This is a genomic window from Lysobacterales bacterium (assembly GCA_016703225.1).
Lineage (GTDB): Bacteria > Pseudomonadota > Gammaproteobacteria > Xanthomonadales > Ahniellaceae > JADKHK01.
In genome coordinates this window covers 334,408-358,708 of sequence record JADJCM010000001.1, presented here as the reverse complement: position 1 = coordinate 358,708, position 24,301 = coordinate 334,408, and the positions used below count along the sequence as shown (strand labels likewise).

Here is a 24,301-nt window from a genome sequence, read left to right as displayed (position 1 = left end):
CTTACAACAGTCCCTTGGACTTCAATGCAGCGACCAGTTCGGCCGCATCCTTGACCATCACGCCCTTGCTGCGCTTGGCCGGTGGAGCGAATTGCGTGGTCTTGAGGTGGTCGCCGGACTCGATGCCAAGCGTGTCGAGCGCGATCGCTTCCATCGGCTTCGACTTCGCCTTCATGATGTCCGGCAGCTTGACGTAGCGCGGCTCGTTCAGGCGCAGGTCGGTGGTGATCACCGCGGGCAGGTCCACCTCGAGCGTCTCGAGGCCGGCGTCGACTTCGCGCGTCACCCGCACGGTGTTGCCGTTCACTTCGACCTTCGAAGCCGAGGTCGCCTGCGCCTTGCCCCACAGTGCCGCCAGCATCTGCCCGGTCTGGCTGCAGTCGTCGTCGATCGCCTGCTTGCCGAGGATGACCAGGCCGGGCTGCTCCTTCTCGACCAGCTTGAGCAGCGCACGCGCCGCGGTGAGCGGCTGCAGCGGACGGTCGGTGGTGACGTGGATGGCGCGGTTTGCGCCCATGGCCAGGCCATTGCGCAAGTGTGCCTGGGCGTCGGTGGGGGCGATGGTCGCGACGATCACTTCCGTGGCCACACCTTTCTCGCGCAGGCGCAAGGCTTCCTCGAGCGCGATGTCGTCGAACGGGTTCGGCGACAGCTTGACACCGTCGGTGACGACGCCGGCACCGTCAGGTTTCACTTGGATGCGCACGTTGTAATCGACGACGCGCTTGTAGGCGACCAGGATCTTCATTCGTGGGTCCTCGAACCGCCAGCGGGGATGCCGGCAAAGGGCGCGCATCTTAGCGGGAAGCGGAGTGAAGGCCTATTCGAATGCTTCCGTGTTAGCGGCGGGTCAGGCCATTCCGCCATACTGACGCCCTCTTTCTGCATCCGGCGGCCCCGGGAACCCGTGAAAACCCCGAAGGGCTTGCAGCCGTTGCTCGACGACGGCGTCATCGACGAAGTGTTGCGGCCGCTCAAGAGCGGCAAGGAAGCGTCCGTCTACGTGGTGCGTTCGGGCGAGCACGTCCGCTGCGCCAAGGTCTACAAGGACCTGGGTCAGCGCAGTTTTCAGGCGCGCGTGCAGTATCAGGAAGGGCGCTCGGTGCGCGGTTCGCGCCAGGCGCGCGCGATCGGCAACGCCAGCCGCTTCGGCAAGCGCGAGGCCGAGGAAGCGTGGAAGCACACCGAAGTCGATGCCCTCTACCAGTTCGCCGCCGGCGGTGTGCGCGTGCCCAAGCCGCACGGCTATTTCAACGGCGTGCTGCTGATGGACCTGGTCACCGACGAGCACGGCTACAGCGCGCCGCGCCTCGGAGAAGTGGACCTGCCGCCCGCGGTTGCGCGCATGTTCCATCACGATTTGATCCGCGACGTGGTGCGCATGCTCTGCCTCGGCTGGATCCACGGCGACCTGTCCGAATACAACGTGCTGGTCGCCGAGGATGGGCCGGTGATCATCGACTTTCCGCAGGTGGTCAGCGCCAGCGGCAACAACAACGCGCGCAAGATGCTGCTGCGCGACGTGCACAACCTGCGCGACTGCCTGGCGCGCTTTGCGCCCGAACTCGCCGCCACCCACTATGGCGAGGAGATGTGGGCACTGTTCCAGAAGGGCGAACTCAAGCCCGATACGCCGCTGACTGGCCGCTTTGCGTTTGATCGCCACCGCGCCGACGTGAAGTCGGTGATGCAGACCATCGACGAGGCGCGCAAGGAGGCCCTGATCCGCGAGCAGGGCCGCAAGGAAGCCGCCGAGCGCGATTGATCATTGCTGCAACGCTCCCTTCTGCCATCTACGGATTAGGAAATATCCTAGTCAAGCGACCGGATGGCTCCTATTGACGCATTCACGTAACCACTCATGATTGACAGAGACCAACCCCACTCAGCGGAACATGTTGTCATGAACAAGCGGATCAATGCGGACAAGCCCCACCTGTGGAAGTCGGACAGCGCGAAATCCGTTGATCAGTTCAATCAGTGGTTCATGCGCTTCGCGCCCGAGGCGTTTCGTGCAACACGAGTCAAGACAACGGCTCAAGTGAAGGACGCACTGCTGGCCACTCGTGACTTGCGCAGCATCGAGGCCGCCACACTCAAGAGCTATCCGAACGCCCTGCCCACGCTGCGCATGTGCACCGCCCCGCCCATAGCGGTGGACCGCCTGATCGGGCTGGCTGGCGCGAAGAAGAGCGTGGTCGGCAGCATGGAGAGTGGAAAGCTCCCGCGCAAGATGAACAGTGCCGACTTGGATACGGAGCTCTCGAAGCTCTGCGGCATCATCACAAAATTGCTGGATCGCGACGTCTTTCCCTGGTTGGACCGCAGGAAAGATCCAGTAGATCACGAACGCGACCGTGCATCGACCATCGTCGCAGATCGCTTGTGCACTGCCGTATCGAATCCGATCGTGCGCAACGCTCAGGAGGAGCGGCAACTCAGGCTGATCGGTGGATGGCTCGACGCCAGGGGCTACCGGAAGCAAGGGCACTCGACCGGCCTGCCGTTGACCAAGATGGAGCCAGCGACGTACGCATTTCGGATGAACATCCCGGTCGGCAAGGCTCTCGTCGTCAATATGCCAGTGGATGTGGTGATCCAGCCCAAGAAACGACGAAAAGATCGGCTGCCGATTCTGATCGAGGCAAAGTCTGCGGGAGACTTCACCAATACCAACAAGCGACGGAAGGAGGAAGCCACAAAGATCCACCAACTGAAGGCCGCGCTTGGTGAGAATGTGCCGTACGTGTTGTTTCTGTGCGGTTACTTCGGCAGCGACTACTTAGGTTACGAAGCCGCCGAGGGCATTGACTGGGTTTGGGAACATCGCATCGACGACCTTGTGAAGCTGGGCCTATGAGTTCCCCGCTCGCACACAAAGAAGGCTCGATCGAGTCTCGGCGGCAAGCCATGCAGGCGGCAATCGATTCAGGGAAGCCGGCTATCGAGCGGAATCGCCTGGGCCAGTTCGCGACCCCCTACCCGCTGGCAGTCGAGATTGCCCGATACGTTCGCTCATTGGTCGGTAGTCCAGAAGGCGGCATCCGCTTCGCCGATCCTTCTATCGGTTCGGGCAGTTTCTTTTCTGCGGCGCTCGCCGTCTTCGGCTCTGACGGAATACGTAGTTCCATCGGCGTCGAGATCGACAGCGCATTCGCCGATGCGGCTCGAAAACTGTGGACCGATGCGGGACTCGACGTTGTGAGGGGCGACTTTACGCGAATCGTTGCCGCCGACCCCTGCCCACCGGCCCCCAACGTGATCTTGGCCAACCCGCCCTACGTTCGACACCACCACATCGGCCGGGAGGAGAAGGAGCGTCTGAAATCCCTTACGCTCGGGCGGGTGGGGGTCGAAGTCAGCGGGTTGGCAGGTCTGTACGTTTATTTTCTCCTGCTGGCCACGTCGTGGATGGAAGAGGGTGGAATCGCCGCGTGGCTGATCCCCTCGGAGTTCATGGATGTCAATTACGGAGTGGCTCTCAAAGGCTTTCTTGCGGATCGCGTCACCCTCATCCGCGTTCACCGTTTTGACCCAGCAGATGTTCAATTCGGCGACGCGCTGGTGTCTTCGGTTGTGGTGGTCTTCCGAAAATCGCCGCCAGCATCCGATCATGCGGTCGATTTCACCTTCGGCGGTTCTCTGGATCAGCCGCAAACCTGCGAAGTCATATCGCGTGGAGGGCTCGGTGCGTTGCGCAAGTGGACCATGTACCCGAGTCACGCCAAGAACGACCGCCGCGCGCGTATCGACAGTGGAGGGCTGATGCTCGGCGACCTATTCCGTGTCCAGAGGGGTATCGCCACCGGATGCAACAAGTTCTTTGTCTTGGACCGGGCAGAAGCAGAGCGACTTGGGCTTCCGAGCAAGTACCTTTCTCCAATCCTTCCCAGCCCCCGACACCTCAGGACGACGATTATCGATTCTGACGCTGATGGATACCCTGTTCTCGATCGTCCGCTGTGCGTCATCGATTGCGATCTGCCCGGTCCATTGCTTGAGTCAAGGTATCCGGCGCTCTGGAGTTACCTGCAGACTGCACGGTCGCTCGGCATCTTGGACGGCTATTTGATTGGGAAGCGAAGCCCTTGGTACAAACAAGAACAGCGTCTGCCGGCACCGTTCTTGTGCACCTATATGGGGCGCGGCGTGGCTGAAAAACAACCATTTCGTTTCATCTGGAATCGATCAAGAGCGATCGGAACCAATCTCTATCTCATGCTGTACCCCCGTAACGGGTTAGCCGAGATGCTGAGCGAGCACCCAGAACGGGAGCAAGATGTCCATGGACTACTTGGCTTGGTGTCGGGCCAGGAGCTTCGAGGTGAGGGACGAGTCTACGGTGGTGGCTTGAACAAGATCGAACCAAGCGAACTTGCGCGAATTTCTGCAGCGTCTTTCGTGGACCTTTGGCCGGAGATTCGCGCCAATCATCAGCCGCAGCAATTGCTTTTCGCATGAGGTGGTGAGGCATCCTTCTGCGAACCACATCTGTGTTCGACCACCACCGCGCCGACGTGAAGGCGGTGATGCAGACCATCGACGAGGCGCGCAAGGAAGCGCTGATCCGCGAACAGGGCCGCAAGGAAGCCGCCGAGCGCGATTGATCACGCCGATTCAGTGCGCGAGGAAGGCGGTGTCGGCGGGAAAATCTTCGCGCTTGGGCAGCGCGGTGAGCGCGACCGTGTTCGGCGACTTCGGTAATGACGAATCCTTGGCGGCGGCGGACGCGCGTTGCGCGGCCTTGTGCGGAATGCGCCAGAGCTGGTTGACGTCGTAGAACGAGGGGCCGCGGGTCCAGCGCGAGTGCCCGGACTTGGCCGCCTCGGAGATCATCTTCAGATCGCGGCCGGAGCCCTGGAACAGCGGCGTCCACAATCCGGCGCGGGCATCGACGTCGAGGCAGACGAAGAACTGCTGTGCGGATGCGGCTTCGCTCGCGGACGCGGTGCATTCGGCGCCGTGCTTGAGCAGTTCGTCGGGATACATGTAGAGCACCAGTCCGGGTGCGAAAACGTGGGCCATGGGGTCAGTCCTGGGTTGCGTGCACAGCGGACGACGCGGCTGCGCGCCCGGACGATCGGGGGGCGCGGTCAGCAGCGGCGGACGAAGGGAATGTCCTTGGTGCCGTGCTCGTAGTAGTCCTCGCGCTCGGCGCGGCAGTAAGGGCCGCCCATCGCGAAACGGCGGCAGGCGCTCGGGCGGTTCTCGTAGATGCCGCAGTTCATGTGCTTCTCGTCGATCGCCACGCACCAGCCGTCTTCGCCACGCGCCATCTGCTCGTAGCCTTGCGGCGTACGCTCGACCAGATGCGGTGGGATCCGGTCCTCCGGCATCAGCACTACGGTCAGGCGGCAGCACACCGCCTCACAGCTGCTGCAAGACACGCTGGGATCGACGCTTTCGGCGTAGGGGTCGGTCGGATAACCGCTGGGGTCGAGGGTGTTCGGCATGGGAACTCCCGTGGAGGCGCCGGCGTGGCGCGGGCCACGATGGGTGACGCGAGAGGGGAGCGAAACCGCGACGGAAGATCCCGACGGTGACGCACAAGAAGGCATTGGCCCAACGACATCTTACGCGAATGCGGCGCCTGGCGCCGCTTCAGCGCGGCAAGCGCCGCCGTGCGGCGTCGGCGTAGCGCCGGGCTGAGCCGGCGTCGTGCGCAAAGAACAACGAAGGTTCGGTGAGTTCGAGTTCCAGCACGCAGGGCGTATGGTCGGCGCCACGCAGCAGATCGACGCGCGCATAGAGTGGCGCGCCGCCGGGGATCGCCGCGACGACGCGGCACGCCAACGCCAGCTCGTCCGGCCCCGGCGTGCGCGCACAGATCTCCTCGGGCGCGAACAGCTGCTGTGTCGGACCGGTGTCGAGCCGCAGCAGCGGCCCCTTGCGGATGGCGTGGCTGAACTCGCCATCGAAGAACATCAGCGCGGTCTCGCCGGCGACATCGACCTGTTCGAGGTAGGGCTGCACCAACACGCTGCGGTCATCGCTGAGCAAGGCATCGACATGGCGCAGCGCAGTGTTGATCTGGCGGCGGCGATAGCGTTGCGCATCCTTCGACCCAGCCCCCACCGCCGGCTTGACCACGAACTCCTCGCTCGGAAGCGACGCGACCAGCGTCTGCAGATCGCTCGCGGGGTGCTCGCCGGGTTCCAGAAAGTGGCTCGGCACCGTCTCGATGCCCTGCGCAGCCAGATCGGCAAGGTAATGCTTGTCGGTGTTCCAGCGCACCAGCGATAGCGGATTCAGCAGCTGCGTCTGCGCTGCCACGTGCTCGCACCAGGCCAGGAACTCAGGCAAGCGCGGCACGTAGTCCCAGGTCGAACGTAACAGCACCAGATCGAACCCGGACCAGTCGATCGCGGCATCGTCCCAGTGCACCACTTGCGCGTCCGCGCCGAACGCCGCGATCAGCGGCGGCAGGTCCTCATCCAGCGCTTCGGCTTCGGTGGCGGTGACTAGGGCGATGCGGGTCATGACGCGGCTCCTCGGGGCCGCGCATTATCCACGGTGTGTGGTCACGGGCGTATGATTTGGCCCTCGCTTCGGGAGGGACGACGATGCATCGCTATCGACTGGGGTCTTCGCTGTTGCTCCTGGTCTGGTGCGCAACGACGGCGGCGAGTCCGCCGGACAGCATGCTCCTGGACGGCTACGAACACTGCGCAACGCCGCAGTTGTTGTGTCCGGATGGCGATGGCGACCTGTTCGGCAACACGCCCTATTGCATCAACGCTTGCGAGCGGCCCTACGATTTCTTTCCGTTGCCTTCCGGCGACTGCAACGACGACGACGGTGCGATCCACCCGGGCGCCTTCGAGCTCTGCGACGGCACCGACAATGATTGCGATGGCTCCACGGACGAGCTGTATCCGACCCTGGGCGCGGTGTGCAACACCGGGTTGCCGGGCATCTGTCTGCTCGGCACCGTGACCTGCCAGGCGGGCGGCGGCGGCATCCAATGCCTGCAGTCGATAGCGGCCTCGCCCGAAGTCTGCGACGGCCTCGACAACGACTGCGATGGCAGCGCCGACCAGGGCAATCCGGGTGGTGGAGCAGCCTGCATGACCGGTCTCCCCGGTCGCTGTGCCACCGGGCTGACCAACTGCGCCGGTGGTGCCCTGCAATGTCCCGGGACGTTCGGACCGATCCCCGAACTGTGCAACGGCCTCGACGACAACTGCGACGGCTCGGTGGACGAGGGCAACCCCGACGGTGGAGTCGCCTGCAGCACCGGATTGCTCGGTGTGTGCGCGGCCGGCGTCCGACATTGCCTGGGCGGCGCCCTGCAATGCGTCGGCAATGTCGGGGCTTCCGCCGAAGTCTGTGATGGGCTCGACAATGATTGCGATGGTGCCGCGGACGACGGGAATCCGGGTGGCGGCTTCAACTGCAGCACGGGCCAGCCCGGCATCTGTGCCGCCGGCACCTCGACCTGCTTGTCCGGTTCCATCCAGTGCCTGCGCAACAACAACCCGGGACCGGAGTTCTGCGACGGCCTCGACAACGACTGCGATGGTGCCGTCGACGAGGGCAACCCTGGTGGTGGAAATGCATGCAATACCGGCCAGCTCGGCGTCTGCGCGGCTGGCACCACCCAATGCGCAAGCGGCGCGCTGATGTGCAACCGCAACGTCAATCCAGCGCCCGAAATCTGCGATGGCCTCGACAACGACTGCGATGGCAGCGTCGACGAGGGGTGCATTCCCTGATGCGGATCGTGGTGAGGATTGTGCGGCGTACAGCATGCGACCATGCTCCATCCCACCGGCCAGAGCAGCCATGAGCGGCGACCGCCCCACCCAGCCCGAATCGCCCACGCAGATCCAGCACACGCCGAGCAGCGGTGGCGGCACGCCCGTGCCCGACGGCACGCTGGTGGTTGCGCATGGTGACGACGTGAAGTCGGCGTCGGCACTGAAGGTGGACTTCGTTCCGGGGGCGGGTGATTCGCATCTGTCGTTGATCGGCAAGTGGGTCGGGCCCTACAAGATCCAGACCGAACTCGGCGCCGGCGGCATGGGGGCGGTGTATCTGGCCGAGCAGTTCGAGCCGGTACGTCGTCAGGTCGCGTTGAAGGTGATCAAGGCCGGCATGGACAGCGAGGAGGTGCTGTCGCGCTTCCAGTCCGAGCGCGAGTTGCTGGCGCGCATGAACCACCCGAACATCGCCCAGGTGCTCGACGTCGGCGCGACGCCCGAGGGCCGGCTGTATTTCGCGATGGAGTACGTGCCCGGCATTCCGGTGAACGAGTTCTGCGATCGCCGCGGCATGGACATCGCGCACCGGCTGGAGTTGTTCCTGCAGATCTGCGAAGGCGTACAGCACGCGCACCAGAAGGGCGTGATCCATCGCGATCTGAAGCCGAGCAACCTGATGGTCGCCGACTATCAGGGCCAGTTGCTGGTCAAGGTGATCGACTTCGGCATCGCCAAGAGCATGGATGCGGGCCGTGGCGATACCGGCTCGACGCGCATGGGCGTACCGATCGGGACGCCGGCGTACATGAGCCCGGAACAGGCCGCGGGTGATCTGGCCGCGATCGACACGCGCACCGACGTCTACTCGCTCGGCGTGGTGCTGTATCGGTTGATCACCCACGACCTGCCGATTTCCGGTGACACCATTGCCCGTGCCATCGACACCGACCTGGCGCGCGTGCTGCGCGAGGCCAACATCCGCGCTCCAAGCCGCAAGGTGCTGGAGATCGCGCGCGACACCAAGGTCAACCACACCGACTGGAAGCGGGCGATGGCCGGCGATGCGCAGTCGCTGTCGCGCGCACTCAAGGGCGATCTGGACTGGATCACGCTCAAGGCCCTGGAACGCGAACGCGAGCAGCGCTACGCATCGGTGTCCGAACTTGCTGCCGACGTGCGCCGCCACCTGCAGGGCGAGGCGGTGCTGGCCAGTCCGCCGAGCAAGGTTTATCGCATCCGCAAGTTCGTCGCGCGCAACAAGCTGGTGGTGAGCGCGGCCGCGGCGGTGGTGCTGTCGCTGATCCTCGGCATCATCGGCACCAGCTACATGACCATCGAGGCGCGCCAGCAGCGCGCCCGTGCCGAAGCTGCGTTGATCGACGCCCAGCAGCAGCGCGATCGCGCCGCCGCCGAAAGCGCGCGCGCCGTCGCCACCCGCGATTTCCTCGAAGAGATGATCGTCGCGCCGGACCCGTGGAAGCTGCAGGGCGGAACGCCGGAGACGCGCAACGTACGCGTGGTCGATGCGTTGCAGGCCGCGGCCGCGAACCTGGACAAGCGCCTCGCCGACAATCCGGTGCTGCGCGCCGAGGTCGCGACCATGCTCGGGCGGACGTTGCGCCGGTTGGGGCAACTGGAAGCAGCAAGAAGCCTGCTCGACGCCGCCGAACTCCTGCTCAAGGGTCGTGAGGCTGCAGACTCGCCGTTGCGCATGCGCGTGGAACTGGAACGCGCCCTGACCATGGCCGAGCAGGCCGAGCACGCCGAGGCGCGCAAGATCTTCGATCGCTGGTTGCCGAAGTTGACGGCATCCGCCGAGGTGCCGATCGATACGGTCGAGGAGGCCCGGCGCTCGGCTGCCAATTCGCTTGCAGCACTCGGCGAGGGGGCCGCGGCCGAGACTCTCGCGCGCGAGAATCTGAACTTGGCGCTCGCGCAGTACGGCGAGTTCAGTACGCCGGTCAGTGGCGCCAAGGCAGCGCTGGCCGACGTGCTCGGCGAACGCGGGGCCTGGGATGAGGCCGAACGCCTGGTGAGCGACGCCTACAACACCGAACGGCAGCGCCTGGGGCTGACGCATCCGGTCGTGCAACAACTGCTCGCGAATGCAGCCGACCTCTCGTTTCGTCGCGGCGATTTCGCAGTTGCGGAAGCTCGTTACCGTGAGATCGCCGCTGCATCCGAGACTGTGCTCGGCGCCGAACATCCGGTGACTCTGCGGTACCGCGCCCACGTCGCGGCGGCGGTGGCCAATTCCGGCCGCAATGGCGAGGCGATCGCCCTGTTTGAATCGCTGTTGCCGGTGCGCGAGCGGTTGCTGGGTGCCGAGCACTCCGACGTACTGATGATGCGCTTCAACTACGGCGTGGCCTTGCGCGCCGCCGGTCGACTGGATACTGCCGAGCGCGAGCTCGACGTGGTCTATCAAGCTCGGCGCCGAGTGTTGGGCGATACGCATCCGGAGACGCTGCGCACACTCGGCTTGCTGGGCGTGATCGCACGCGACCGCAAAGACCTCGGACGCGCCGAGGTACTGCTGCGGCAGGCGGCGGCGCTGTACGAGCAGGTCAACGGAAAGGCGCATCCGGAGTCGATCGTGATCCGCAACAACTATCTCGCGGTTGTGCGTGATCGCGGAGATGTAGCTGCCGCGGTAACGGGTTACGCCGAACTGCTGCCCCTTGCGGAAACGATCTTTCCTGCCGAGGCCACCAACCTCGCGGTCATCCGCAGCAACTACGGACTGTCCCTTGCACGACTGCGCCGATTCGAGGCCGCCGAGCCGCTGTTGATCGCGGGTTATCGCGGCCTGCGCAAGGTGTTGCCCGCGGATGACCCGCGCCTGCAAGTGTTGCGGCAACGCATCACCCAGTCCTATCGCGACTGGGGACACCCTGAGCGTCTTTCCGAAGTGCTCGCCGACCCCGAAACTCAGTGATCGCAGCTTGGCGGTCCCGTATCCGGAGCGGACTCCATGCCATCGCGGAACAGGCGATCGTCGTAGCAGGCGGGACCACCGACGAAGAGGATGCGGTCGGTCATCGGTCGGTAGCTGCCGAACTGGTTGGCATCCAGCGTGATTCGCCACTTGTTTCCGGAACCGGGTACTCGTGCCGCGCGCGATGCGAAATCGCGCCAGCGCAGGCTATCGTCGTCACCGGGCACGAGTGGGCCGAACATGCGGAAACTCCACCCGTACTCGACATCGAAGGCGGCTCCGTGGAACGTGACATCGACCACCGCATGGGTACAGTCGAGCACCTCGAAGCGGACCAGATCGCGCGGGTAGCGGTGGTAGTGCGTGCCATTTGCAATCAGGTCACGGCCATACAGCGAGGATGGCTGCGCCTGCACATCGGTGGCCTGCTGGCAGCCGCCTGGCACGCTGGGTGTGGAGTCAGCTCCGATCACGTCGCTGGTGAAGAAGCCACCGCTCCCCTCGGGTTGGCGGATGATGATCACCGAAGACCCGACATCACGTTGTGCCGAATCCATGAAGCCGTCGCCGTTGCCGTCGCCGCCACTCGGTGCGTTGTTCTCGGTGGCGTCGGGGATCCCGTCGCCATCGTCGTCGGGTACCTGGGTCAGACTCCAGATGCCGGTGTTGGTGCCGGCGTGGAGAAGGTTGTAATTGAATGGGTCGACCGCGATGGCAAGCGCCGAGTCCGCCGGCAGGCCGATGCTGATCGAGCGCCAACTGGCGCCGCCGTCATCGCTCCTGTACACCGATCCAGGATTGGCTGGCGTGCCGGCTCCGGAGGCGTACAGCGTGTTGCCCGTGGGATCGCTTGGATCGACCGCGAGCGCACGGATGTCGGCCTGCCCGCGCAGGCCATTTCCGGACTCGAACCAGTGCGCACCGCCATCGACCGTCTTGTAGATGGAGCCGGAACCCGGGACTGCGTAGTCGCGCGTGGCCGCCCACAGCACTTGTCCGTCCGTTGGGTGCATGGCCATGGCCAAGATGTCTTGCACCTGGTTGGTTTTGCCGAGCGCCAGCGGCAGCCCATAGTTTTCCGCCATCCACGAGGAGCCGCCATCGACGCTGACAAAAACCCCGGTGACGGGGTCGGGCGTCGGCGATCCGGTCATGACGCTGTTGCTGCCGACATAGGTGCCGACGTAGAGCCGAGTGGCTTCGACGGGGTGAACGACGATCGGCAGCGGCGTGATTTCCTGCCGATATGAGACGTTTGGTCCGTCGCAGGTGCCGTTGTTGTCCGGGTCCGGGCAGGCGGTGATCCGGCGCTTGGCGGGAAAACCGTTGGCCGTGTTGTCGATTGCCTGCCAGGTCGCGCCGGCGTCGCTGGTCTTGATCAGGCGGTAGCTGTAGCTACGAATGGTCTGGCGGGTGCCGGGAACCGAAGTGGTGTCGATCACGGTCGAGGTGATCAGGCCGTCGGCACTGGCATAAAGCGTTTGCAGCGGGCCGGCCACGCAGGGGCCACTGGGAGGTGGCGAGGAGCACGAGCGCAGATCGATCGCGAGCGCTCGCACCAAGCCGATCGCGGCGTAGTCGTTGGGCGGTGTGCCGAGGCGGGGCAGACCCCCATCGATCACACTCCAGGTCAGGCCGCCGGTGCTGCTCTTGTACAGGCCGCCGTTGCCGAAGTGGGCACCGCTGCTGCCGAGGTCGGTCGCCGAAGCGCGTCCCGCTGCGTACACAACGGCTGAATTCACCGGCGGGTAGGGCGGCGCGCTGCCCACGCCCGCGGTCGTGGGATCGAACGCGATGGCGCGAATCTGTGCCGCACGCAGGCCCTGGTTCAGCACGTTCCAGCTGTTGCCGGCATTGGTCGAGCGGTACATCGCTGGCGAGGAGAAGTAGACGTCGGAGTAGCCGGCGAGCACCGTCTTCCCGGCGCCGGTGCCGGGATCGATGTTGCTCGGGTTCGGATGGATCGCGAGCGCTCGAACCTTGCTTGCGCGCAGGTCCACCTGGCTTGGCTGCCAGGAGTTGCCGCCGTCGATGCTGCGGAACAGGCCATCGCCTTCGGTGGTCAGCCACATCGTTGAACCAGCGGCCGGGAAATCGGGCGAGGCGGTGATCTGGAATGGGTCGACCGGCAGCGCCTTCGTCGGATTCAGCAGGTCGGTGTAGCTCGGGTTTGAGCTCAGCCCGGTGGTCAGGCGCGTGGCGCTGACACCGGCATCGGTGGAGCGCTGCAGCCCATCGACGAGCAGGTTGCCGATGGCATCGTCGGAGAAGTACACGGTGTCGGCGAGCGTCGGATGCGCCAATACCTGTTCAGTGCTGAACGGACTCCCGGGATTGGTTTCCGCCCAGGTGGCGCCGTTGTCGTCCGAGCGGTTCAGGAATCCGTCGATCGACGCATAGACGCGCCGGGTCGCACCACTGCCGGCGCCGAACGAAATTCCGAGGGCATAACTCGCGGCAGGCCCGGCCGGATTCCATGTGGCCCCGCCATCGATGCTGCGATACAAGCCGCTCGTCGCCACCGAGTTCCACTCGACGCTGGCGATGAGGTGGCTGGCGTTTCCGGGTTCAAACTCGATATCGAAGAACGCCAGGTTCGGGAGGCCCGTGCCCGGCACCGCGAAGCTGGCCCCGCCATCGCTGGTGCGCAACAACAGCGGACTGGCTGGCGCACCACTGCTCGCGGCGCCTAGGGTGACGTAGAAGCGTCCGACACTGCCGGGCTCGTCGGTCGCCATCCATGGGTACTGTCCGGAGGGCACGACGAAGCCGGTGGGTGTCCAGCTCAGGCCATAGTCATCGCTGTGGTAGAGGCGATTGCCGAAGTCGAAGACGTAGAGATGGCCGGGAGCCTCGGCATCGACGATCAAGGGGGTGTTGGTGACGTCGATGATGCCGTCGTTCGATCGACTCCAGGTCAATCCGCCGTCGTCGGAGCGGAAGAAGCCGCCGCCAGTGGTCGCATACATCAGGCCGGCGACATTGGGGTCGAAGCGGACCTCGTAGACCATTCCGCCGTCGGGGCCATTGCTGGTCCAGCGGCCGTTCCCGGCCGTCGCGGTGGTTGGCGCGACAAGTACAAGAATGCTCGCTGCAGCACAGAAAACCGTACGCGTGTCCATGTCTCCCTCCTGCGGCCGCGAGTGTAGTCCCGCAGCCACTTCATACGTGGCTGCGTGGACAATCTTTCGCCGCAGGGGGACGCGTCGTCAGTGGTCGCAGCTGGGCGGACCGGTATCGGGGTCGGTTTCCATGTTGTTGCGGAAGATGCGGTCGTCGTAGCAGGCCGGGCCGCCGACGAACATCACGTTGTCGCCAACCGGGCGATAGCTGCCGAACTGGTTGGCGTCCAAGGTCAGGCGCCACTTGGTCGGGGATCCGGCCACGCGTGCCGCGCGCGCAGAGATGTCGTGCCAGCCGATGCTGCCATCGGCTCCCGGCGTCGCCGGTCCGCGGAAGCGGAAGCTCCAGCCATACTCGGTGTTGAACGCGGCGTTGTGGAAAGCCACGTCGACCACGGCGCGGCTGCAGTCGAGTACCTCGAAGCGCACCAAGTCGCGCGGGTACTTGTAGTAGCGGCCGCCGGGCAGATAGTCGCGGCCGTGCTGGACCGCGTACACCGCCTGTACGTCCACAGCCTGCTTGCAGCCTTGTGCAGTGGTCGGTGTGGAGAGCTCGGTGATGACATCGCTGGTGAAGAAGCCGCCGGTGCCCGCGGGCCCGCGGAAGATGATCACGGTCGAGCCGACGTCGCGCTGTGCGGCATCGGGCAGGCCGTCACCATTGCCGTCGCCGCCTCCGGGTGCGTTGTTTTCGGTTGCATCCGAAATGCCGTCGACATCCGCATCCGGCAGTTGGGTGAGCGACCAGACACCGGTGTTGGTGCCGGCGTGCAGCAACGCCGGTACGAACGGATCGAGAGTCAGCGCAAGCGCCGAGTCGGCCGGCAGACCGACGCTGATGGAGTGCCAGTTGGCACCGCCGTCGTCGCTCTTGTAGACGGAGCCGGGGTTCGAAGGTGTGCCCGCGCCGGCGGCGTAGAGGATGTTCGGGTCGCCCGGATCGACCATCAGGTCGCGGATGTCGATGTGTGCCGCGATGCCCGCGGCCGATTCGAACCAGGAGACGCCGCCGTTGGTGGTCTTGTAGATCGATGCCGAGTTGGGTGTATCGAAGTCGATCACCGTGGCCCACAGGACGTCGTGGTTGGTCGGATGCATCTCCAGCGCCAGCACGTCGTAGACGCTATTGGTGAAACCGGCGATCCGCGGCAAGCCGGTGTTGACCGGCAGCCAGTTGACGCCACCGTTGATGGTCTTGAACACGCCGGTGTGGATGTCGGCGAAGGTGATCGCGTCGCTGGGGTCGTAGTCGGTGAATCCCTTGTAGGTGCCGACGTACATCACCTCAGGGTCGCTTGGACTGATCAGGACGTTCACCGGCGTCAGCAGCTGTCCGAGGACGCCCAGGGTATTGGTGCTTGGAGTCAGGTCGCCGCTGATGTCGGTCCAGGTCACGTCCAGGGTGCCGCGCAGCGGGTGGATTGCCGTGGTGTCGACGTTGTCTGAGCGGATGATGCGGTGGGTGAAAGTCACCACGCCACCGATCGCCGCAGACTGGTTGCCGTTGGTGGTCGCCACCATGCGCTTGAGGGTGCCGCTGGTGCAAGCGACGGGTGCGAGCGGAATCGTGCAGGAGCGCGGGTCGAGGCGGATGTCGCGCACGGTGCCGAGCTGGATGTAGTCGTTCGGCGGCGTGCCGCGGCGCGGTAGGTCGCCATCGATCTTGGCCCAGCTCAGGCCGCCGGTGATGGAGCGGTAGATGCTGCCGTTGCGTGCACGCCAGGTGGCCAGGCTGGAACGGCCGCTGGCGTACAGATAGCTTGAGGCCACTTGCACGGCGGAAGTTCCGGCACGCAGCGGGTCGATGGCCATGGCGCGGATGGTTGCCGCCTCGAGCCCATTGTTGGCGGTCGTCCAGTTGCTGCCTCCGCTGCTCGACCCGAAGATGCCCGAGGTCGAGTAGAACGCATCGCTGAAGCCTGCATACATGCGCTGGCCAGTGCCGCCCCCGCCGATCGTGGCCGGGTTGGTATGCACCAACACGGCGCGGACATTGACCGCTGCGAGGCCTTCGTTGATGCCGCTGCTGGACCAGTTCGCACCCAGATCAAGGCTGCGAAAGAGTCCGCCGCCATCGCTCGCGACCCACAGGCTCGATCCCGGTGCGGGAAAGCCGGGTGAGGCGGCCAAGCCGTTCACGTACGCTGGCAGCGGCGCCGCGGTGCCCGGATCGAGATAGCTTGGATTTGGGCTCAGGCCAGTGTTGCGCGGGGTCCAGGTCAGGCCGCCGTCGATCGACACCTGCACGCCGGTACCGCTGGCATAGACCTCGTCGGCGAAGGAGGGGTTCGCGAGCAGCCGGCTGGCATTGCCTGTCGCGGTGTTCCAGCTGCTGCCGTCGCTGTCGCTGCGCAACACGCCGACGGCGTAATCCGAGCTGCCGACATAGACGCGGCTGCCGGCGCCGAATGCGATCGTCTGCACCGCCGGGATGTAGCCAGGGTTAACTCCCGGAGCGAATGCCGGCGCGAAGTTGAGCCCGCCATCGCTGCTGCGGAACAGCACATCGGGCGACACCGCGGGTGCCGGAGTCGGGTACAGGTAATCGGTTCCGGCCAGCACGATCGACGGATTTGCCGGATCGAAGGCGATGCTGGCGAAGCCCCGGCCATTCGGGATGCCGGCAACTGCGACAAAGGTCGCCCCGGAGTCAGTGCTGCGGCGGACCATGACGTCGGCGCTTGGGAACGTTTCCTGATCGTAGGACGACAGCGCGATCATGACCTGCCCACTGACACCGGGTACGTCTTCGATGCGGCTCGGGATCAAGTTGGTCGGTACGCTGTAGCCGGTGGGCGCCCAGTTGTCGCCACTGTCGCTGCTGCGGTAGAGAATGCCGATCTGGTCGAAGGCATACAATGTGCCGGGCGCGTCGGGATCCAGCGTGAAGGGCATGCCGATGGCGGAATTGGCGATGCCGTTTTCAATGCGCGTCCAGCTGGCGCCGCCGTCGAGCGTGCGGAACAGTCCGCCGCGGGTCGATGCGTAGATGGTGAAAGCGCTGGCCGGATCAAAGCGGACCTCGTAGATCACACCGCCAAACGGGCCGTTGCTGGTCCAGTAGCCGGGGCCGGCGAGGGCCGCGCCCGAGGCGATTGCGGCGCCGAGGATGTGGAGGAGGAATCGCAGAGCTTTCATGGGCGGGTCTCGTGGGCTCGGGCGGATGCGTGCAGGGTACGTGCAAGCGCGGAAGATGTTATCAAGGCGCGCACCAGGCGACGACGGTGGGCGCATCCTCGAAGCCGTCGGTGAACAGGCGGCCATCGGTACAGGCAGGGCCGCCGACGAAACGGATGGCATCGGGTTCTGGGCGATAGCTGCCCGGGCCCTGCGCGGTCAGCGGCAAGCGCCAGGTGGAAGTCCCGATCCGCTGCGCGCCGAGCGGCTCGAACCAGCCCACTTGTTCCAGGTCCCCCGGGTCCTCCGGCCCGAACAGACGGAAGCTCCAGCCGGGCAGCTGGAAATTGGCGCCGTGGTAGGTGATGTCCACGACCGCGGTGGCGCAGTCGGTGATGTCGAACTGTCGCGCCGGCAGCGGGTGGTCGATGGTCTGGCCGGTCAGTGGATCGATGTCGATGGTGAGTTCGTCGGGCGCAATCGCGCTGACATCGACCGCTTGGCTGCAGGGGTTCGTGCCCGGGCCGGTGCCGGAGACGATGCTGCTGGTGATCGACCATGGCGTGCCTGGGCCGCGGATGATGATCACCGACGAGCCAACATCGCGCTGCGCCGAGTCCATGAACCCATCGCCATTGCCATCGCCCGGGCCGGTGATGCCGCCCGGCACATCCGGGGCCTGGTCCTCGACGCTGTCGGGCACGCCGTCGCCGTCCTGGTCGGGGACGCGGGTCATCTCGTGGACGCCGGTGTCGGTGCCGGCGTAGATCTGGTTCGAGTTGGCCGGATCGACCGCGACCGCGTAGGCGGATTCGGCGGGCAGGCCGACGCTGATCGAGAGCCAGCGCGTGGTCAGGGTGCCGGTGTCGAACACGCCGCGATAGATCGCGCCCGGGTTGGCGCCGTCACCGCCGGCGGCGGCATAGAGCGTGTTCGGGTTCTGCGGGTCGAAGGCCAGATCGCGCAGCGCCAGGCTCGGGTTGAGGCCGGCATCGGCCGCCTGCCAGGTGGCACCGGCGTCGCTGCTGCGCAGGACGGTCGAGGTGTTGGAGTGGGTGGGGTCGGTGAGCGCGATCCAGAACACGGCGGGGTTGACGGGGTCGATCAGGAAATCGACCACGTCGAGCGAGGCGTTCGGATAGGGCACGTCGCTGAGGTCGAGCTTGGCCGGCAGGTTGGTGTAGCGCGTCCAGGTCGCGCCGGCGTCGGTGGAGCGAAACAGGCCGCTGGCGCGGGTGGCATCGATCACGATGGCGTTGCCGGTGTCGAAGTCGAAGAACGAGGACTCGGTGCCGACGAACACCTCGTTCGGGTTGGCCGGATGCGGAGCGACCACGGTCGGGGTGACGCGCTGCTCGACCTCGAACACAGTCAGGGCGAAAACCTGGTTGCTGCGCGGGAACCCGGGGTTGCCATAGAGTGCGACCCAGGTTGCGCCGCGGTCGTCCGAGCGCAGCACGCGGTGCGTGGTGTCCGAGGAAATGTTGCCGTCCGGAGTGCGTCCGTGCCCGACCACGTACAGCCGATTCAGCGGCGCGCCCTGCGCCCGGCACGGTGGCGTCGTGCAGCTGTGCGGGTCGAGCGCAAGGGCGCGCACCGCGCCGATGTCGTGGCCGATGACCACTGGCAGGTTGCCCTCCAGCGCCTGCCAGGTCTGGCCACCGTTGTCGCTGCGGTAGATGCCGTGGTTGCGGAAGCCATTGCCGAAGTTTGCCGCGGCGCGACCACCGGCGTAGAGCGTGGTCCCGAGCACGCTGGCTGTGGTGGTCGGGTCGATCGCCAGTGCCTGGATGTCGGCGGCGCGAAGGCCGTTTGGCGTCGGTGTCCAGTTGTTGCCGCCATCGTTCGAGGTGTAGAGCGCGGGCGAGGACAGCGAAAAGGTCGATTGTCCGGCCCACAGTCGAGTCGGATCGGTCGGATGGAGCGCGAGGGCGCGGATTCCGGCGCCGGCCGGGCCTGCGACCACCGGGCTCCACACGCCCGGCGTCACCGTGCCGAGTGCGAACACGCCGGAGCCTTCGGTGCTGGCGAACAGTCGCGGCGGCAGTCCGCTGCGCCAGGCGAGTCGGGCCACGCCTGCGGGCACCGGCCGGAGGCCGTCGTTGTAACTGGCGTTCGGGCTCAGGCCGTTCTCGAACGGCGTGATGGTGTACGAAGGGTTGGTGTACTGGACCTGGGCCGCACCATCGGCGCCGCCGACCCAAGCGCGGCCCGCGACCTGCGGGTCCGCGACCACGGTACCGGCACCCGTGACGCCGGTGTCGCGCCAGGTGAGGCCGGCGTTGTCGCTGTGGTACACGGCGTAGCCACCCACCAGCGCCCAGATGTCGCCCGCTGGCCCGAACGCGATCTGCGTGACTTCGAGCCGATAGCCCGAACCCGGGAAGAAGTTGGTCGGCAGCGGGGCGAAGGTGAGCCCGCCGTTGGTGCTGCGCCAGATCGCGTTGCCCTCACTAGTGGTATCGCTATCCAGCCCGACCAACACGGTGTTGTCGGCGACGTCGGCGGGGTCGAAGGCGATCGCCTTGACCGCGACCTCGCTCGGCAGCCCGGCGCCGATCTGCGCGAAATCGAGGCCGCAGTTGGGCGATCCGAACAGCATCGTCCCGGTGCTGGCCTGGTCGGTGGCAGTGCCGAGCAGAACCTTGCAGGACACACCGGGCACGTCGACGATGGTGGACGGGTGCACGTTGCTCGGCAGGCTGTCGGGCAGGATCGCCCAATTCGCGCCGCGGTTGTTGCTGCGGTACACGCGACTCCAGCTGTCAAAGGTGTACAGCGTGGTCGGCTGCTCGGCGTCGAGTGCCAGCGGCAGCGGGTAGTAGCCGTCGGCAACGATGCCGTTGCGCGCCGCGACCCAGGTCGTACCGCCGTCGACGCTGCGGTAGATGCCACCCCAGGTGGTCGCGTAGGCGCGGCTCGGATCGGTCGGATCGAACAGGATCTCGTGCACGCGCCCGCCAAGCGGGCCGGTGCTGGTCCAATCGGCGTTGCCGGCGTGGGCGGCAAGCGCGCAAAGCGTCAGGATCGTGGTCACCAACCGAGTGCAGTGCATGGCGGGCTCCGTGGAACGTGGCGAATTGTAGCGCCGTGCAGATGGCGAGATTCGCCGCCTGTCGCCATTATTCACTGCCGCTTGACCGCGATTCAGCGCTCATGCCGGTTCTCCGTGACGAGTGCATGCTAGCTTCCGCACGTACGAGTTCGCGGGGGCATGCCATGTACGCCGAAACCATCTTGCATCGGCCGCGTCTTTTGCTTGGCGCGCTGCTGGCCGTCGCTGCGTTGCCGTCCGCCGCGCAGGTGATCCACACCTACGACGACGTGCCGGGTGCCGCAATTGCGATTGCCGACAACGATTGCGCCAATCCGCTGGTACGCAGCTTCGTGGTCGGCGATTCGTACCCGGTCGGAAATGTCGCGCTGGGTCTCGAAGTCACGCACCCGTGGCGCAGCGATGTCGTGGTCACGCTGACCGCGCCCGACAGTTCGGTGGTGACCCTGATCGATGGCGTCGCTAACGATGGCCAGGACAACTACCGGGTCATGCTGTCCACCAACGCCGAGGGTGCAATCAATGACGGCGACATCGATCCTGCGGCCAACGCCAATTACCGCCGCTTGGTCTCGGTGCCGGCACTCGCCGGGTTCTACACTGGGAGTTCCGCTGGCACGTGGGAACTGCGCATTTGCGACGACGCTGCGGCCGATCTTGGCAGCTACGAACGCGCGCGCCTGGTGTTGCGCGACGACACCACTACACTGACCGCCGCCTGCGGCGCCAGCCTCAGCTACGACTGGGGCGCCAACGGCAATGGAAATCCCTTCACCAGCACGTCGCTGAACGGCATCACCATCAGTCAGGGAGCCACCAGTGGCGAAGCACCGACAGACTCGGGCAGCGGGCTGCCGAGTTTCGTGACGCGCACCGGTACGCTCGGCGCGCACGCCGGGTACTACGTGCTCGGCATGGATACCAGCGGCGACACCGAGCGCTCGGCCGAGGCCACGGTGTTCACGTTTTCCGAGCCGGTGCTGGGCCTTACCTTCGACTTGCTCGATGTCGACACCGGCACCTTCGAGGACTATGTGCGGATCGATGCGCTCGATTCGGGTGGTGGTCTCGTTCCGAAGCAAGCGGCATTGCAGGGCACGCTGGCGCTCGCGGGCGACTGGACCGAGGCCGACAACAATGTCGGCGCAGCCTCGACCAACGGCAATGTCAGCTACACCTTCGATGGGCCAGTGGCGTCGATCCGCGTGCAGTACGCGCAGGGCGACCAGCCGCAGAGCAATTCGCAATTCCAAAACATCGGCATTTCCGACTTCAGCTTCTGCGCGCTTGACTACGGTGATGCGCCGGCGGGCTACGTGACCACTTTCGCCGCCGGTGGTGCCCGCCACGGGCTAGGTGATCGCAGCCTGTATCTCGGTACCCGGCCCGATGGCGAGGCCGATGGCGTGCCCGATGTCGCAGCGAACAGTGATGGTGCCGATGAAGACGCGGTGACGCTACCGACTCTGGTGTCCCTGCCGACGCCGCACTTCGAATGCGGCAGCTATGCCGCAGCGATCGATGAGTTCTGCGTGTCCGTGGCGGTGGTGAATGGGGCGGCCACGGCGGCCCAATTGGTCGGCTGGTTCGATGCCAATGGCGATGGCGACTTCAACGACGCCGACGAGCGCAGCCGGGCCGCGCTCGGCAACGGCAGCGGCGGAGCTGGCGATGCGACCTTCAGCACCGGCAACATTCCCGCCGCCAGCAGCGGCAGCGTGGTGCTGGTGTGGGGCGGCATGACCGCGATCACGCAGAACGACACCTACCTGCGCCTGCGTCTGACCAGCGACGCCGCATTTTTCAGCGACGCGCCGCCGCCGCCTTCGACCGGGCTCGTGAGCGACGGCGAAGTCGAGGATCACCGCGTCCCGGCCGGCACGTTGCCGGTGACGTTGTCGCACTTGTCCTCGCGCGTGGTCGGTGACGGCGTGCACGTGCAGTTCGAGACCGCCAGCGAAACCGGCAACGTCGGTTTCCGCCTGGTCGAGCGCGCCGGCGGCCGCGAGCTGCCATTGCACGCTGTTCCGGTCGCGAGCGAACGCGTCGACAGCGCCGAGGTCAGTCGCTACGCGCTGACGCTGACCGCGGTGCCGGCCTCGGGCAGCTTCTACGTCGTCGATCTCGAAGTGACCGGACGCCGCACAGCGCACGGCCCGTTCCAGGTCGGCCGCGACTACGGCGCACCTGCCGCGAGTGCGGGCTTCGACTGGACCGCTACCCGCGCCGCGCTGGCCGAGCTCGCACAACTTCGCCAGACAGCGGGCAGCGGCGGCACGGTGCGGCTATGGGTGCAGCAGCCGGGCTTCCAGCGGGTGACGCATGCGATGCTGATGGCAGCGGGCGTCGATCTGCGTGGCGTTGCGGTCGATCAGATCGGGCTTGCGTTTCGCGGCCAGCCGGTGCCGCGGCGCGCGCATGCAAGCGGAGCCACCTTCTCCGCCGACAGCAGCATCGACTTCCCGGTTGAACCGGCCTACTCGCTGTACACCAAGGAGTTCCCGTACCTGCTGCGCACTGATGGCGTCGGTGTCGTCGACATTCCGCAGGACACGCTGCTCGCCACTGACGCTACGGATGCGTGGTACTGGGCCGAGTCCGAGTACGCGCCGGACGCGCGTTACACATTCGCCTCGCCGACCGACGATCCTTGGTACGCCGAACGCGTGCTCGCCTATGCGAACCAGCCGGCGCAGTTTTCGCGCACGCTCTCTGTCAGTGCGCCGATCAGCGTCGATGGCGTTGGGCCCGAGCTAGAGGTCGATCTGATCGGGGCCACCAACTGGCCCGGCAGCACGCCCGATCATCGCGTCGAACTGCGCGTCGATGGCGTGGCCGTCGCGAGCAAGGAGTTCGATGGTCTGCGTGCGCAGACGCTGACGGCGAAAACGCCCGTGCCGGCATCGGGGAGCCTGCCGATCGAGCTGCGCGTGACCGGCGACACTGGTTTCGACTATGACCTCGTCTACATCGACCGCATCGCCCTGCGTTACCCGAGGCAAATGGTGGCCGAAGCTGGCGTGCTGGCCGTTTCTGCCCTGCACGCCGCTGGCGATGCCTGGGCAGAAAACGCGGGTGATGACAATGCCGGCGAGTCCTTGCTGGCATCCTCGTTCGAAGGACAGGACCAGATCCCCGGTTTCGTTTCCGCTGGGCTCGGCAGCGGCGCTTTGGGCTATGCCGATACCGGTCATGGTTGGCGTGCGCTCAGCGCCGTCAACACCGCGGGCGGCCCGATGTGGCCGGCCGCCGCGGGAGCGCACTACTGGCTTGGCGAGCCGACGGCGCTGGCGGCGCCGCGCGTCGACACCCTCGTCGAAGTGGCGCCGCTGCTGCAGGGACAGGCCGACTATCTGGTGATCACGCATGCGTTGTTCGAGCCGTACCTGGCGCCGCTGGTCGCGCGTCAACAGGCGCGTGGGCTCTCGGTGCGCGTGGTCGATGTCGCGCAGGTGTACGCGCAGTTCAACGACCATGTGCCGGAGGCGGAGGCGATCCAGCGCTTCATCGACAAGGCGGTGGCGCAATTGGGTGCGCAGTACGTGTTGCTGGTTGGCGCCGACAGCTACGACTACAAGAACTTCCTCGGCACCGGCTCGGTCAGCCTGGTGCCGACGCGCTACGGTGCGTATGGCGACATCGTGCGTTACGCCCCGGCCGACGGCCTGTACGTGGACCGCGATGAGGATGGAGCGCCCGAGGCCGCGATTGGGCGACTGCCGGTGCGCAGCGTCGTGGAACTGCAGTCGCTACTGGCGAAGTTGGTCGCCGCGGCGGCGCCGAAGCGGGCACTGCTGGTGAGTCCGGCGGATGAGTCTGATGCGCCGTTCCGGGCGGTTCACGAGGGCTTTGCCGCACGCTGGCCCGCAGGCTGGACGCTCGATCGCGCCTATGTTGATGATCTGGGCCTGGACTCGACCCGGGCCGCACTCGGCAACGCCCTGAACCAGCGCCTCGGCGTGCTGAGCTTCGTCGGCCATTCCGCGCCCACGACCTGGAGTTTCGATCCGGTGCTGAGCACCGCCGATCTGGTCGGGCGTACCGGACTCGCCGATCTGGTCGTGCAATGGGGCTGCTGGAACAGCTACTTCGTCGCACCCACCGCGAACACCTTGGCGCACGGCTTCTTGCTGACGCCAGGCTCGGGCGCGGCGGCGGTGATCGGCGTAACCAGTCTCACCGATCTGAAATCGCACGAGGCGCTCGGCAACCTGCTGCACCCGGAGCTGGCGGCAGGCGCACGCATCGGCGATGCGCTGCGTCTGGCGAAGATGCAATTGGCCGCGCAGGGCGAGCGCTACCGCGACATCCTGATCGCGGCGACCCTGCTGGGCGATCCCGCCCAGCCGGTGCCTTGATGCATCCC

At 65.9% G+C, this 24,301-nt stretch carries 13 protein-coding genes; 6 read left to right on the top strand and 7 right to left on the bottom strand.

The window, feature by feature from the left end; genetic code table 11:
- Nucleotide 1: 1 nt before the first annotated feature.
- A complete protein-coding gene (locus tag IPG63_01530; protein MBK6725934.1) occupies nucleotides 2–748 on the bottom strand; it encodes an electron transfer flavoprotein subunit beta/FixA family protein in 747 nt (248 codons plus the stop codon).
- A gap of 159 nt (nucleotides 749–907) precedes the next feature.
- On the opposite strand from IPG63_01530, the gene IPG63_01525 reads away from it, so the two are divergent.
- The 3 genes from IPG63_01525 (at nucleotide 908) to IPG63_01515 (ending at nucleotide 4,461) form a co-directional block, all read left to right on the top strand.
- Entirely contained in the window at nucleotides 908–1,765 is an 858-nt protein-coding gene (locus tag IPG63_01525; GenBank protein ID MBK6725933.1) for a serine protein kinase RIO, read from the top strand.
- Nucleotides 1,766–1,903: 138 nt separating this feature from the next.
- Nucleotides 1,904–2,860: a XamI family restriction endonuclease gene (locus IPG63_01520; GenBank protein MBK6725932.1), complete on the top strand. Its 957-nt coding sequence runs from the start codon at nucleotides 1,904–1,906 to the stop codon at nucleotides 2,858–2,860.
- Nucleotides 2,857–4,461 (top strand): SAM-dependent DNA methyltransferase, encoded by a 1,605-nt coding sequence (locus IPG63_01515; protein MBK6725931.1) that lies wholly within the window; start codon nucleotides 2,857–2,859, stop codon nucleotides 4,459–4,461. Before IPG63_01520 ends, IPG63_01515 begins: the two co-directional genes overlap by 4 nt.
- A 156-nt stretch (nucleotides 4,462–4,617) precedes the next feature.
- On the opposite strand, the gene IPG63_01510 is transcribed toward IPG63_01515, so the two are convergent.
- From IPG63_01510 to IPG63_01500, 3 genes are all read right to left on the bottom strand, one after another.
- A complete protein-coding gene (locus IPG63_01510; protein ID MBK6725930.1) occupies nucleotides 4,618–5,025 on the bottom strand; it encodes a hypothetical protein in 408 nt (135 codons plus the stop codon).
- Between the two features lie 68 nt (nucleotides 5,026–5,093).
- Entirely contained in the window at nucleotides 5,094–5,453 is a 360-nt protein-coding gene (locus IPG63_01505) for a YkgJ family cysteine cluster protein (GenBank protein ID MBK6725929.1), read from the bottom strand.
- A gap of 148 nt (nucleotides 5,454–5,601) precedes the next feature.
- Complete coding sequence (locus tag IPG63_01500) at nucleotides 5,602–6,480, bottom strand: hypothetical protein (protein ID MBK6725928.1); 879 nt, start codon at nucleotides 6,478–6,480, stop codon at nucleotides 5,602–5,604.
- An 83-nt stretch (nucleotides 6,481–6,563) separates the two neighbouring features.
- Here IPG63_01500 and IPG63_01495 point away from each other — a divergent pair, with 83 nt between their 5' ends.
- Nucleotides 6,564–7,715: a putative metal-binding motif-containing protein gene (locus IPG63_01495; protein ID MBK6725927.1), complete on the top strand. Its 1,152-nt coding sequence runs from the start codon at nucleotides 6,564–6,566 to the stop codon at nucleotides 7,713–7,715.
- 70 nt (nucleotides 7,716–7,785) lie between these two features.
- Nucleotides 7,786–10,641, top strand: coding sequence for a serine/threonine protein kinase (locus IPG63_01490; protein ID MBK6725926.1), 2,856 nt, complete (start codon nucleotides 7,786–7,788; stop codon nucleotides 10,639–10,641).
- On the opposite strand, the gene IPG63_01485 is transcribed toward IPG63_01490, so the two are convergent.
- The 3 genes from IPG63_01485 to IPG63_01475 all read right to left on the bottom strand — a co-directional run bounded on the left by IPG63_01485 (nucleotide 10,635) and on the right by IPG63_01475 (nucleotide 19,935).
- Nucleotides 10,635–13,763 (bottom strand): hypothetical protein, encoded by a 3,129-nt coding sequence (locus IPG63_01485; protein MBK6725925.1) that lies wholly within the window; start codon nucleotides 13,761–13,763, stop codon nucleotides 10,635–10,637. The two genes, IPG63_01490 and IPG63_01485, sit on opposite strands and share 7 nt — an antisense overlap.
- 87 nt (nucleotides 13,764–13,850) lie before the next feature.
- Nucleotides 13,851–16,901 carry a hypothetical protein gene (locus IPG63_01480; GenBank protein ID MBK6725924.1) on the bottom strand — a complete coding sequence of 1,017 codons (3,051 nt, stop codon included), beginning with the start codon at nucleotides 16,899–16,901 and terminating at the stop codon, nucleotides 13,851–13,853.
- 61 nt (nucleotides 16,902–16,962) lie between these two features.
- Complete coding sequence (locus IPG63_01475) at nucleotides 16,963–19,935, bottom strand: hypothetical protein (protein MBK6725923.1); 2,973 nt, start codon at nucleotides 19,933–19,935, stop codon at nucleotides 16,963–16,965.
- Between the two features lie 164 nt (nucleotides 19,936–20,099).
- Between IPG63_01475 and IPG63_01470 the strand changes: the two genes are divergently transcribed.
- Nucleotides 20,100–24,293: a proprotein convertase P-domain-containing protein gene (locus tag IPG63_01470; GenBank protein ID MBK6725922.1), complete on the top strand. Its 4,194-nt coding sequence runs from the start codon at nucleotides 20,100–20,102 to the stop codon at nucleotides 24,291–24,293.
- Nucleotides 24,294–24,301: the final 8 nt, after the last annotated feature.